The organism is Streptomyces sp. NPDC057445 (genome assembly GCF_042802855.1).
In the GTDB taxonomy this organism is placed as follows: Bacteria; Actinomycetota; Actinomycetes; order Streptomycetales; family Streptomycetaceae; genus Streptomyces.
Map to the genome: position 1 here is coordinate 293,353 of NZ_JBHVDH010000008.1, position 12,996 is coordinate 306,348.

Below are 12,996 nucleotides of genomic sequence, written 5' to 3' on the forward strand. Positions count from 1 at the left end.
CTCTAGCCGACCGAGCTGTATGCCACGACACCGCGCAGCAGCCCGTCGACCGCCTTGCGCGCATTGCGCGCGACCGTTGTTCCCTCGCCGGGCGCCGCCGCCGCGATCTGGCCCAGCACGTCGATGACCTGCTTGCACCACCGGACGAAGTCGCCGGCCGGCATCTCCGCCTCGCGGAGCACCTCGTCCAGTCCCTTCCCGGAAGCCCACTGGTACGCGGCCCACGCAAAGCCCAGATCGGGTTCCCGCTGGCCGACGCCCTCCGCCTGGTTGATCTTGAACTCTTCCTCGAGCGCGTCGAGCCGGCCCCAGATCCGCACCATCTCACCGAGCGCGGCTTTCGCCTTCCCCGACGGGAGCTTCGGCGCCACCGCGTCGTCGGCCTGTCGCGCCTCGTAGACCAACGCCGAGACACATGCGGCGAGTTCGGCGGGGTTGAGCCCCTCCCACACATTCTCGCGCAGGCACTCGCTGGCCAGCAGGTCCAGCTCGCCGTACAGTCGTGCCAGCCGCCTGCCGTGCTCCGTGACCTCGTTGCCCCGGAGGTAGTCCATCTCGGTCAGCAGGCCGACGATGCGGTCGAAAGTACGGGCGATCGTGTTCGTCCGCCCCTCGATGCGGCGCTCCAACTGCCGGGTGTCGCGCTGCAGACGGTGATACCGCTCGGCCCAACGGGCGTGGTCCTCGCGCTCGTCGCAGCCGTGGCAGGGGTGGGCACGGAGGTCCTTGCGCAGGCGGGCGATCTCCCGGTCGTCCGCGGCCTCCGACCGTGGCTTGCGGTGCCGCTCGGGAACGATGTGCCCGGCCTTCGTCCGCAGCGCCGATGCCAGATCGCGCCGCGACTGGGGCGAGCGCGGGTTGAAGGACTTGGGGATGCGCATCCGCTCCAGCGGCTCGACCGGGACGGGGAAGTCGATCGACGCGAGCCGCTTGACCTGCCGCTCCGCGGTGAGCACAAGCGGTCGTGGACCGTCATGGAACTCGAAGCCGCCCCGGTGGCCGTTGGTTCGGCCGGCCGGCAGACCCGGATCGAGAACGAGAGCCAGTCCCGCGAACTTTCCGGTCGGTACATGGATGACATCGCCCGGCTTGAGCTTCTCCAGGGACCCCGCGGCCGCCGCACGGCGCTGCGCCGCGCCCTGCTTGGCCAGCTCGGTCTCCCGGTCCTTGAGCTCGCGCCGCAGCCGCGCGTACTCCTCGAAGTCGCCGAGGTGGCAGGTCATGCCCTCCCGGTAGCCCTCGAGGCCCTCCTCGTTCTTCTGCACCTGGCGGGAGATGCCCACGACCGACTTGTCCGCCTGGAACTGCGCGAAGGAGGTCTCGAGCAGTTCGCGGGAGCGGTGCCGGCCGAACTGCTGCACAAGATTGACGGCCATGTTGTACGACGGCTTGAAGCTGGAACGCAGCGGATACGTGCGGGTACCGGCGAGGCCCGCGAGGGCACCCGGATCCATGCCCCGCTGCCAGAGGACCACCGCATGGCCCTCGACGTCGATGCCGCGGCGACCCGCACGGCCGGTCAACTGGGTGTACTCACCGGGGGTGATGTCGGCATGCTGCTCGCCGTTCCACTTGACGAGCTTCTCCAGCACCACGGAACGCGCGGGCATGTTGATGCCGAGGGCGAGGGTCTCGGTGGCGAAGACGGCCTTGACGAGGCCCCGGACGAAGAGTTCCTCGACAACTTCCTTGAAGGTGGGGAGCATTCCGGCGTGGTGCGCCGCTATGCCCCGCTCCAGCCCCTCGAGCCACTCGTAGTAGCCGAGGACATGGAGATCCTCGCGGGGGATGGAGGCCGTGCGCTGCTCGACGATCTCGCGCACCTTCTCGCGCGCTTCCTCGTCGTTGAGCCGCAGTCCTGCGTACAGGCACTGCTGGACGGCGGCCTCGCACGCCGCTCGGCTGAAGATGAACGTGATGGCGGGCAGCAGTCCTTCGGCGTCGAGACGCTCTATGACCTCGGGCCTGGAAGGGGTCCAGATCCGGCTGCGCTGCCGGCGCTCCCGCTCTCGGTCGGCCTCGCGGACCATCTTGCCCCGCCGGCGGTCACGCGGGTTGTAGGTCCGCGAGTTCTCCGTGCGGGCCAGGCGGACCAGATCGGGGTTGACCTCGCGGCGCGCGGCGCCCCGGCCGCCGTGGTCTGTCTCCTCCTCGAAGAGGTCGTACATCCGCCGCCCTGCCAGCACGTGCTGCCACAGCGGCACGGGACGGGACTCGGAGACGATCACTTCGGTGTCACCACGGACGGTGTCCAGCCAGTCACCGAACTCCTCCGCGTTGGAAACGGTGGCCGAGAGCGACACCAACGTCACGGAGTCGGGCAGATGGATGATCACTTCTTCCCAGACCGCGCCGCGGAAGCGGTCCGAGAGGTAGTGCACCTCGTCCATGACGACATGGCCGAGGCCGCGAAGCGACTGGGAACCCGCGTACAGCATGTTGCGGAGCACCTCGGTGGTCATGACGACCACCGGTGCCTCGGAGTTGACGCTGTTGTCGCCCGTGAGCAGGCCGACCTTGTCCGGGCCGTACCGCTTCACCAGGTCCGAGTACTTCTGGTTGGACAGCGCCTTGATGGGGGTCGTGTAGAAGCACTTGCGCCCCTGGGCCAGTGCGAGGTGCACGGCGAACTCGCCCACGATGGTCTTGCCCGACCCGGTGGGCGCCGCGACGAGCACGCCCTTGCCGGCCTCCAGGGCCTGGCAGGCCTCGATCTGGAAGGGGTCCAGATCGAACTCGTACAGGTCACGGAAAGGTGCGAGCGCGGTGGCCTGGTCGGCGGCGCGGGCCCGGGCAGCCGCGTATCGCTCAGCTGGTGAGAGGTCCTCTGTCATCTTGTTGTCGAGACTACCCGCCCCCTATGACAGTGGGCGCGATCTTTAACCGACGGTGAGGGACCCGCAAACCGCGGCGATTCTCCGTTGCGCCCGACGACCTCGATCTGGTGTTCGAGCAGTCATGACCGCCCTCTCCTACCAGGAGTTGGGACCGCGCACCTTCGCGACCGAGACGACGATGGCGCTCTGGGCGGCCACCCTCCGCCGCGTCTACGGCATCGTCGGCGGTCGCCCGCGAACTGCGTCACGTCACTCACCATCCGATTGAGCCACCGAACGACACGAGGGGCCGGACGGCATTTTCCGTCCGGCCCCTGCGTCGTCTTCGCCGGGCGACCGGCCTAGGTGACGTCGTCGTAACCGTTGATCCGGTCCCGTTCGGGACCGCTCGCCTGCTCCGGCAGGGCCCGGGCGGCCGGTACGGGCTCCACGCCACCGATCGCGGTCGGCGTGAGATCCAGGGCGGCGGCCTCGTCGTCGTCCAGCTCGGCGTCGGGGTCGTTGCGGCGTCGGCGCTTGTCATTGAGCAGCGAGATGCCGACCGCCATGAAGTACAGGACGATGATCGGCCCGGCAAGGGCGACCATGCCCAGCGGGTCTGTGGACGGCGTGGCAATCGCGCCGAAGACGAAGATGCCCATGACGACACCCCGCCACCAGCCCGCCATGCGCCGCCCCGTGACTATCCCGGCGAAGTTCAGCATGATCAGCAGCAACGGGAGTTCGAACGAGAATCCGAAGATCAGGACCATCCGGACCGCGAAGTCCAGGATCGTGTCGACTTCGAGGAAGTTGGCCGCGGGGTCCGGGGTGATGCTCAGCAGCACCTTCATGCTGATGGGCATGATCAGGAACGCGAGGTACGCGCCCGCGACGAAGAGGGGGACAGCCGCGGCCGCGAAGACGTAGGTGTACTTCTTCTCGCTCTTGTGCAGGCCGGGTGCCACGAAGGCCCACAGCTGATACAGCCAGACCGGGCAGGACGCGATGATGCCCGCCATCAGGACCACCTTCACGGTGGTCGTGAACGGTGACAGCAGATTGGTGTAGACGATCGTCGCGCATTTACCGCCGGTCTCGAGCGCTCCGGGCTCGCACCTCTCGACAGGTGACGCCAGGAGCTCCATCAGCTCCTGGCTGTAGAAGGCAGCGATGACGGATGTGATCGTGATCGCCAGCATCGCCTTCGCGAGCCGGTTGCGAAGCTCACGCAGATGGTCCGCGAGCGGCATCCGCCCCTCGGGGTCCCTCTCCTTCTTGCTGCGGGCAGGCTTAGGCAACCCACGTCCTCATCTCGTGCGGCAGACGGCAGTAAAGCGGCCTTGGGGTCAGCGCTGGGTGGTGGTGTCCGTCGGCTCGGTGACCGGACGAGCAGAGGTCACATCACCGGGCGCGGCCTTGATCGTGCGCTGGGCCTGGGGCTGGTCGGCCGGCGGGTCGGCGGGAGCGGGCTGCTGACCCTCCGACTTCATCGCCTTGGCCTCGCTCTTCAGGATCCGGGCCGACTTGCCGAGCGAACGCGCCATCTCCGGGAGCTTCTTGGCACCGAAGAGCAGCACGACGACGACGAGAATGAGGATGATCTCGGTGGGGCCGATCTGTCGGAACATATGGGTTGTCTACCTTCTCACCGAGGCGGCTTGGGTGGGCGGTGGGCCGAGAGCCTGGACTGACGTCCGAACCACGACCCGGTGTGATCGTAACTCGCACGGGTAAACACAGAGCAATCCCTGTGCATACTGCCGTATGTGGGCAGACGCCTCTTCGTCCGCACCATTCTCAGCAGCGTACCTCCAGCGCCCGGCGCGAAGGAGACCCCGCCCGGTCAGCGCCAGGCTTCGCCGGTGCGCGCCAGTCGTGCAGCCGACCGCTCGAGGTCCTCGGCGGCCCGATCGATCTGGTCGGCGGTCCTGGCGACCTGACGGCCGAGGCGCTGGGCCTCCAGGAAGACCCTGATGGCGAGCACGCCGAGGACGGCGATCCCGAGGAATCCGAGGGCGATGGCGAGCATGGGCCAGAACATGGTGCGGAACCTAGGGGTCAGAGGGTGGAGTGGAGGCGCAGCGTCCGCACACCGCCGCCGGTGAGGAGCTCGACGATCCGCTCCCCCGCCGGCTTGCGCACCGCGACTCCGCACTCGGGACAGGTGAAGGAGTAGAAGGTCGTTCTCCGGCTGCCGCCGATCGCGAGCCTCAGCGCACCCGCCGAGAGTTCGAAGCGGGCTCGGCAGTCCGGGCAGGCGGCCTTGAAGAGGACCGGGACCTTGGGGACAGCGATTCCGGACAGCAGGGACATATCTACATCTCCAATCGGTCGCGGTCGTCAGTCCCGGGCGTCGTACGCAGCGAGCGCCTCACCCGCGGCACGCTGTGCACTGTCCGCCAGGTCCTGCGGCGAGACGATCCGGCCGTCCCGCCCCAGCCGCAGCGCGAGCCGGCGCAGCGACGCGGGCTCGGGGGTACGCAGGGTGATCCGCAGGCCACCCTCGGGCAGCTCCTCGGCGCTGTCGTGCGGGTAGTACTCGGCGACCCAGCGACCGCCGGGGCCGACCTCGACCACGACCTCCGGATCCTCGGCCGACGGCTGGACGAGACCTTCCGACAGATCCCGCAGTTCGATCTCCGGCGGCGCGGACGGCTCGTCCAGCAGCCGGATCTCGGCGACCCGGTCGAGACGGAAGGTCCGGCGCGCCTCGGAGAGGTAGCACCATGCCTCCATGTACGTGTGGCCGACGGCGAACAGCCGGATCGGGTCGACCTCGCGCTCGGTGAGCTCGTCCCGCGCCGGCGAGTAGTAGCGCAGCCACAGCCTGCGACGCTCGGAGATGGCCCGGTCCACCTCTGCGAAGACGCCGCCCTCCGACTCGAAGGTGACCGACAGGCGGGAGCTGGCTCCCGCCGTCTCGCCCGCCGCGGCCTCCAGCTTCGCGGTCGCCCGCAGCAGGGCTTCCCGGTCGCCCTCGCGCAGCCCGGGCAGCGTCGCGACCGCGCGTGCGGCCACCAGCAGCGCGGTGGCCTCGTCCGCGGCGAGCCGCAACGGCTCGGCCACATCGTCCGGGTTGTGCCACCAGATCCGGTCGCCGTCCGTGTCGATGTCGAGCAGATCGCCGCCGCGGAAGCTCGTCCCGCACATGGGCAGTACGTCGAGGTCGGAGATCAGCTCGTCCTCGGTGATCCCGAAGGCGCGGGCGACGTCACCGACGCGGGCGCCGGGACGCTCACGCAGATAGGTCACCAGCGAGAGCATGCGCCGTGTCTGGTCAATGGCGTTCGCGGCCATGGTCCTTCGAGTCCCCCTCAGCCCTTGGCCACGGCACGGAGCCGGTCGACCACATCGGCCCGCAGATCCGCGGGCTCAAGTACGACGACGTCCGGGCCGAATTCGACGAGCCAGGCGTCCAGGCCGTGCCCGTAGGGAATCTCCAACTCGTCCCAGCCGTCGCCCAGTTCCCGCACCGCGGTGGCGCGGGCACGCAGCGGGTAGCCGGATCCCGCCCGCAGCCTGATCAGCGCGGAGCGTGTCGCGGTCTCCCCCGCCCAGGTCTCGACGGTCTCGCGCACGGTGACCACGTCGGGGACCGACGCGGTGAACGTGCCGGCCCTGGAGCGCACCTTTCCGGTGATCCGGGAGAGCCGGAACACCCGCTCCGCTCCGCGGTCGCGGTCCCAGCCCGCGAGATACCAGTGGCCACGCCAGCATTCGAGCGTCCAGGGCTCGACATGTCGGGTCTCGGGGCGTACGGCGTTGGACTTGCGGTAGTCGAACACGACAGGTCTGCGGTCGCGGCAGGCGAGCATCAACGGTTCGAAGGCGGCCTCATGGACCGGAATGCGGGGCTCGAGCGCACTGTGCTGGGTGGCGTCGTACGAGTCCTCGGCCTCGGGCATTCCGGCGGCGCGCAGCTTCTGCAGGGCGCCGCTGGCCGCACCGGCGAGGCGGGCCTGCTGCCAGACCTTGGCGGCGAGGCCGAGGGCGGCGGCCTCCTCGGCGTCGAGCGTGATGGGCGGGAGCCGGTTGGAGTCGCGGCGGGCCAGATAGCCGGTCTCACCGTCGAGGTTCTCCACGGTCGCGATGATCAGGCCGAGTTCGCGCAGATCGTCCTTGTCGCGCTCGAACATGCGGTTGAAGGAGTCGTCGCTGCCCGCCTCGAGGTAGGCCTCGATGGAGCCGCGCAGCTCACGCTTGCTGAGCGGCCGTCGCGTCCCGAGCAGACACAGCGCCAGATTCATGAGCCGCTCGGCCTTGGCAATGGCCATCGACGCCCGTCCCGCCCTTCCTCGCAGTTCCTCTGATCGTTGAACCTACCGCTACGGGCTGTCATGGCAAAAGCGTGGGGCCCATGCCCCCGGGTTCCGGGTGTCCCCGGACCAAGTCCTGGGAGGCATGGGCCCTACTGCGACCGGTTGCGATCAGACGGCGACCAGGTCGCAGACGAAGATCAGCGTCTCGCCCGGGGCGATACGGCCGCCGCCGGCGCCGCGGTCTCCGTACGCGAGGTGCGCGGGGATGGTCAGCTGGCGACGCCCGCCGACCTTCATGCCCTGAACACCCTGGTCCCAGCCCTGGATGACCTGGCCGACACCGAGCTGGAACTGCAGCGGAGTCCCGCGGTTCCAGGACGCGTCGAACTCCTCACCGGTGGAGAAGGCCACGCCCACGTAGTGGACGGACACGGTGTCGCCGGCCTTGGCGACCGGGCCGTCGCCCTCCCAGATCTCCTTGATCTCCAGATCGGCCGGCGGCTCGCCACCCGGGAAGTCGATCTCGGGCTTCTCGATGCTCACTGCTGTGCTCCTCAAACTCATGAACTGGGCAACCGGGACAGTCTTACATCTTTGCCAGGAGGTCCACGGCGAACACCAGCGTGGAGTTCTTGGGGATGCCCTGCTGCTCCTTGTCGCCGAAGGCCTGGTCCGGCGGGGCGACGATCAGGATGCGGCTGCCCACCTTCTTGCCCGTGATGCCGTCCTTGAGGCCCTTGAGCGTCAGCTGCGGCAGCGGGAAGTTGGCGGTCTTGCCCGTGTCGTACGTCGAGTCGAACTTCTTGCCGTCCTTCCAGGTGAGGGCGACATAGTTCACGACGACGGTGTCGGTGGCCTTGACGGGTTCGCCCTTGCCCTCGATGACGTAGTTCGAAACCAGCTTCTTCGGCGGGTCCGTCTTGGGGACGGTGACGGTCGGGGCCTTGCCGTCGGTGTTGGTGGTGACCTTGGGCAGGTCGATGTTGTCCTGGGCGACGTCGGTGCCCGTGGCGGACTTGGGGATCGTGGTTCCCTTCAGGATGTCCACGACGAAGACCAGGGTCGCGTTGGGCTTGATGTCGCCCTGGCCCTGCGCGCCGTAACCGAGCTCCGGCGGGATCACGAGCTCGACACGGCTGCCGACCTTCTTGCCCTCGAGGCCCTGGTCCCAGCCCTTGATGACCTGGCCGGCGCCCAGCGTCAGGTCGAACGGCTGCCCGCGGTCGAAACTGTTGTCGAAGGGCTTGGTGGAGTCCCAGGACTGGCCCAGATAGTTGACCTGGACCGCATCGCCCTTCTTCAGGACGGGGCCGTCGCCCTCACTGATGGTCTCGGACTTCAGCTCCTTGGGCGGGTCGCCCTCCCCCTTGGCGAGGGTCGGCTTCTCACCGAACTTGGCACCCGCTGTGATCGCGGGGAACCCGTTCTTGGACGAGTTGGAGTCGGAGCCGCTTTCGTCGCCGCATGCCGCTGTGGAGAGCAGCAGCAGGGGGACGACGAGCAGGCCGGCAAGTCGGCGCACGTGTTCCTCAGATCTCAGACGGCACATCGGTCGCTCGACACTCTAGGGCGTGCCGAGGGCCCCGCACGAGAAACGTACGGGGCCCGAGTGACGTTCCGGCTGGGCGGACTACATTCCGGCGATCAGTTTCTCCACCCGGTCGTCGACGGACCTGAACGGGTCCTTGCACAACACGGTGCGCTGCGCCTGGTCGTTCAGCTTGAGGTGCACCCAGTCGACGGTGAAGTCCCGTCGCTGCTCCTGGGCCCGGCGGATGAAGTCGCCACGCAGCCGCGCCCTGGTGGTCTGCGGGGGCACGGACTTGCCCTCGAAGATCTTCAGGTCGTTGCAGATCCGCGCCGCCTGGCCCTTCTTCTCGAGAAGGTAGTACAGCCCCCGGCGGCGGTGGATGTCATGGTAGGCGAGGTCTATCTGGGCGACCCTGGGGTGCGACATCGTCATGTTGTGCTTGGCCCGGTACCGTTCGATGAGCTTGTACTTGATCACCCAGTCGATCTCGGTGCCGATGCGGTCGAGGTCCTCCTCCTCGATGGCTTCGAGGGTGCGGCCCCAGAGTTCGAGGACCTGTGCGACCGTGCCGGTGCGGATGCCACGGCGGTCGACGAAGTCCACGGCCTTCTCGTAGTACTCGCGCTGGACCTCGAGGGCAGAGGCCTCTCGACCGCTGGCCAGGCGCACTTTGCGCTGACCGGTGATGTCGTGGCTCACCTCGCGGATGGCCCGGATGGGGTTCTCCAGCGTCAGATCGCGCATCACCGTGCCCGCCTCGATCATGCGCAGCACGAGGTCGGTGGCCCCGACCTTGAGCAGCATGGTCGTCTCGGACATGTTCGAATCCCCGACGATGACGTGCAGCCGCCGGTAGCGCTCGGCGTCGGCATGCGGTTCGTCACGGGTGTTGATGATGGGACGGGATCGGGTGGTGGCGGAGCTGACGCCCTCCCAGATGTGCTCGGCACGCTGGCTGACGCAGTAGACGGCGCCGCGCGGGGTCTGCAGCACCTTTCCGGCTCCGCAGAGCAGCTGCCGGGTGACGAGGAACGGGATCAGGATGTCCGCGAGCCGGGAGAACTCTCCATGGCGGGCGACGAGGTAGTTCTCGTGGCAGCCGTAGGAGTTTCCCGCCGAATCGGTGTTGTTCTTGAAGAGATAGACGTCGCCCGCGATTCCCTCCTCGTGCAGGCGGCGTTCGGCGTCGACGAGCAGGCCTTCGAGGATGCGCTCGCCCGCCTTGTCGTGGGTGACCAGTTCGGTCACGTTGTCGCATTCGGGAGTTGCGTATTCCGGATGCGAACCCACGTCGAGGTAGAGGCGGGCGCCGTTGCGCAGGAAGACGTTGCTGCTGCGGCCCCATGACACAACACGGCGGAAGAGGTAGCGCGCCACTTCGTCAGGAGACAGTCGGCGCTGTCCCCTGAACGTGCACGTGACGCCGTACTCGTTCTCCAGCCCGAAGATGCGGCGGTCCATGACTGAACATTACGCCTGATGGCCCGAGCTGAAACCGGGTTCGACAGCACCACTTCGATCATTTTCATCCCCTGACGCGATGTGTTCGCCGCGTCCGGGAACTGCGAGGACCTTTCCGGTGGCCAGAAGAACCAGCAGGGCGGCTATTCCGCCGACGCCCGCGACCGCGAAGCCCGCGGAGGTCCCTCCGAGTTCCACCGCCGGGCCCGCGGCGGCCGTTCCGGCCGCCGCGCCGACGCCGAACGTGGTCACGAGCCAGGAGAACGCCTCGGTGACGGTGCCTCGGGGGGCGTGCCGGTCCACGACGATGAACGCGCAGGCGATGGCCGGGGCCAGGAACACACCGGCGACGACTCCGAGTGCCGTCATCGCGGGGACACCGGGGGTGAACACGAGCGGCAGATAGCCGAGGGCCAGCAGGCCGACGATGACGCGCAGCCGCCGTTCGGGGGCTCCGGTCCACTGGCGGGCGCCGTAGGCGACGCCTCCGATCAGCGCCCCGAGGCCAAGGGCCGCCATCAGCCAGCCGTACACGGACTCACGGCCGTGGTCGTCGGCGTACGCGACGCCGGCGACGGTGATGGATCCCAGGGCGAGGCCGACGAAGAAGAACGAACCGAGCAGGGCGAGCAGCCCGGGCGAGCGCAGGGCTCCCAGCCAGTGGGCCTCGCGGGGCGCGGAGCGCCAGGCCCTGGAGGGCCCGGAGAGTACGACGGAGAGCGCTCCGGCGATGCCGAGAGCATTGATGACGAGCAGTGCCGCGGCGGGCGACAGGAGCCAGACGAGCAGTGTCACCAGCAAGGGACCGACGGTGAACATGATCTCCTGGGCGACCGCGTCCATGGCGTAGGCGCGGTGCACCCGGTCCTCACGATGCCCGAGGACGCCCGGCCACAGCGCACGCAGCCCGCCTTCGAGGGGCGGGGTGAAGAAACCGGCCACCACGACGGCCGCATAGGCCGCCGGCAGCGGGTCGGTGCCGACCACGGCGAGCAGCGCCATGCCGAGCGCGGAGACGACGGCGGCGGGGAACTGTACGCGGGGCTGTCCGCGCAGGTCCACCAGGCGTCCGAGCAGCGGCTGTCCTGCGGCCGTGGCGATCCCGTACACGGCCGCGAGGGCACCGGCGAGGGTGTAGCTGCCGCCCTCGGCACGGGTGAACAGGACGATCGCGATATGCGCCGTGGCGTTCGGCAGGCGGCCCACGAGGGTGCCCGTGAGCAGTCGGGCGGCGTGTGGCGCCCTGAGGATGTCTGCGTACCCGGACGCTCCCGCGGTCATGTCCCGCCTCTTCAATGGGTCCCGCTTCCCGGGAGTTTTACGTATAACCTTCGAAGTTATACGTATCATGTGCGCAGACCGCGAGTCCACCCCTCGCGACGGACGCGATGACGCGCGGAGGCGAGTGTGCAGACCCGGGAGCCCGTCGGCGGCGCGCGGCCGACCAGCAAGGACGTGGCGCGGGCGGCGGGCGTCTCGCAGGCGACGGTGTCGCTGGTGCTGGGCGACAAATGGCGGGGCCGGGTCTCCGAGCGCACCGCGGGGCTGGTCCGGCAGACAGCCGTGGACCTCGGCTACCGCCCGAACCTTGCGGCCCGCAATCTCCGGCTGGGCCGTACCCGGACGGCGCTGCTCGTGGTGCCCGCGCTCACCAATGAATTCTTCGCACGGGTGTACGCCGGTGCGGCGGCCGTCGCGGAGGAGCACGGTTTCGGCGTCGTGCTCTATCCCTCCCCGGAGGGGGTGGGTCCCGCGAAGGACCCCTTCGCGTCGGCGCGGGCCGCGCTGGACGGGGTCATCGCCTCGTCGATGGCGGCGGGAGCCCTCGACGCGATCCGCGGCACCGACCTGCCCCTGGTGATGCTCGACAGCGACCCGGCTGATCCGGCCTCGGCGGCGCACGTGAACCTCGACATCGCGGACGGTATGCGGCAGGTGACGGACCATCTCCTCGGTCTCGGCCACCGCCGCTTCGTCCATCTGGCGTCGGCCGTGCCGTCCTGGACCTTCGAGGTACGGGCCCGGGCACTGGACGCGGTCCTGCGTGACGTGCCGGGGGTGTCACTCCGCACGGTGCCGGCGCCGCTCGACGTGAGCGGCGCGCGGGCCGCAGCCGGGCAGGCGCTGAGCGTCACCGGACCGCGGCCCACCGCGCTGATCTGCGACGACGACATCATTGCCGCAGGCGCGTGCAAGGCGGTGCGGCGCCTCGGGCTGCGCGTCCCGGAAGACGTGTCGGTGACCGGCTTCGACGACCTGGCCCTCGCGACGGCGCTGGAGCCGGAGCTGACGACGGTCAGCCTCCCGGCGGAACGTGTGGGCGAGGCGGGCATGTCCGCGCTGCTCTCGGTCCTGGAGGGCCGCGCGCCGGAGCCGGGTGACCTGCCGGTCACGCTGGTAGGGCGCGGCTCCACGGGACCGGCGCGTGGGTGACCGCGCTTGTGGGTGAGGTTGTCGGCGTTGGCCGGTACGGGTCGCTGCGCCGTGCCGGTGCGGTTGTCGGCGCTGGCCGGTGCGGGTCGCTGCGCGGTGCCGGTGCGGTTGGCGGCGTTGGCCGGTACGGGTCGCAGCGCCGTGCCGGTGCGGTTGTCGGCGCTGGCCGGGACCAGGTGCGCGGCCGGTGTGTCCGTCCTCAAGCGCCGGACGGGCTCAGCTGTACGGGGTCGGCCCGGACCGGGTGGTGGGCGTTGGTGTCCGTTCCGGGGCTCGCATCCGGGACGGCATGATTTACGGCGCGCCGACCGGCACCTCAAAGGGCAGCGCCCGCGCCGCGCCACAAATCACGCTTTAGTGTCCCGGACACGACCCCTCCACGGCCCCCCTCGGGCCCGGGGGTGGGGGCCGATCGCCGTGTGTCGGGTGAACCATCCACCGGGCGGCAGTCGGCAACGCTGCCGGGGCGGGGCCGTGCAGGGTCGGCCCCGCA

General features: G+C 69.3%; 12 protein-coding genes. 1 reads left to right on the plus strand and 11 read right to left on the minus strand.

Translation table 11 applies throughout. The features are described from left to right. Nucleotides 1–2: 2 nt before the first annotated feature. From ACFU5O_RS20150 to ACFU5O_RS20200, 11 genes are all read right to left on the minus strand, one after another. Nucleotides 3–2,834: a DEAD/DEAH box helicase gene (locus tag ACFU5O_RS20150; protein ID WP_384242227.1), complete on the minus strand. Its 2,832-nt coding sequence runs from the start codon at nt 2,832–2,834 to the stop codon at nt 3–5. 344 nt (nt 2,835–3,178) lie between these two features. Then, nucleotides 3,179–4,117: a twin-arginine translocase subunit TatC gene (gene tatC / locus ACFU5O_RS20155; protein WP_384242229.1), complete on the minus strand. Its 939-nt coding sequence runs from the start codon at nt 4,115–4,117 to the stop codon at nt 3,179–3,181. A 48-nt stretch (nt 4,118–4,165) separates the two neighbouring features. After that, nucleotides 4,166–4,447 carry a Sec-independent protein translocase subunit TatA gene (gene tatA / locus ACFU5O_RS20160; protein WP_384242232.1) on the minus strand — a complete coding sequence of 94 codons (282 nt, stop codon included), beginning with the start codon at nt 4,445–4,447 and terminating at the stop codon, nt 4,166–4,168. 215 nt (nt 4,448–4,662) lie between these two features. Further along, nucleotides 4,663–4,860 (minus strand): hypothetical protein, encoded by a 198-nt coding sequence (locus ACFU5O_RS20165; RefSeq protein ID WP_384242234.1) that lies wholly within the window; start codon nt 4,858–4,860, stop codon nt 4,663–4,665. A gap of 17 nt (nt 4,861–4,877) precedes the next feature. Then, nucleotides 4,878–5,132, minus strand: a complete 255-nt coding sequence (locus ACFU5O_RS20170) for a hypothetical protein (protein WP_384242237.1) — start codon at nt 5,130–5,132, stop codon at nt 4,878–4,880. Between the two features lie 27 nt (nt 5,133–5,159). After that, nucleotides 5,160–6,116, minus strand: coding sequence for a helix-turn-helix transcriptional regulator (locus tag ACFU5O_RS20175; RefSeq protein WP_384242239.1), 957 nt, complete (start codon nt 6,114–6,116; stop codon nt 5,160–5,162). Nucleotides 6,117–6,133: 17 nt separating this feature from the next. Further along, nucleotides 6,134–7,093 (minus strand): helix-turn-helix transcriptional regulator, encoded by a 960-nt coding sequence (locus tag ACFU5O_RS20180; RefSeq protein WP_384242241.1) that lies wholly within the window; start codon nt 7,091–7,093, stop codon nt 6,134–6,136. Between the two features lie 153 nt (nt 7,094–7,246). Further along, nucleotides 7,247–7,621 (minus strand): FKBP-type peptidyl-prolyl cis-trans isomerase, encoded by a 375-nt coding sequence (locus ACFU5O_RS20185; protein WP_384242242.1) that lies wholly within the window; start codon nt 7,619–7,621, stop codon nt 7,247–7,249. Nucleotides 7,622–7,664: 43 nt separating this feature from the next. Next, a complete protein-coding gene (locus ACFU5O_RS20190) occupies nt 7,665–8,600 on the minus strand; it encodes an FKBP-type peptidyl-prolyl cis-trans isomerase (RefSeq protein ID WP_384242244.1) in 936 nt (311 codons plus the stop codon). Between the two features lie 108 nt (nt 8,601–8,708). Further along, on the minus strand, nt 8,709–10,070 hold the full coding sequence (gene pafA / locus ACFU5O_RS20195; RefSeq protein WP_384242247.1) for a Pup--protein ligase: 1,362 nt from the start codon (nt 10,068–10,070) through the stop codon (nt 8,709–8,711). Between the two features lie 9 nt (nt 10,071–10,079). Then, nucleotides 10,080–11,351 carry an MFS transporter gene (locus tag ACFU5O_RS20200; RefSeq protein WP_384242249.1) on the minus strand — a complete coding sequence of 424 codons (1,272 nt, stop codon included), beginning with the start codon at nt 11,349–11,351 and terminating at the stop codon, nt 10,080–10,082. Between the two features lie 126 nt (nt 11,352–11,477). Between ACFU5O_RS20200 and ACFU5O_RS20205 the strand changes: the two genes are divergently transcribed. After that, on the plus strand, nt 11,478–12,503 hold the full coding sequence (locus ACFU5O_RS20205) for a LacI family DNA-binding transcriptional regulator (RefSeq protein ID WP_384242250.1): 1,026 nt from the start codon (nt 11,478–11,480) through the stop codon (nt 12,501–12,503). Nucleotides 12,504–12,996 lie beyond the last annotated feature (493 nt).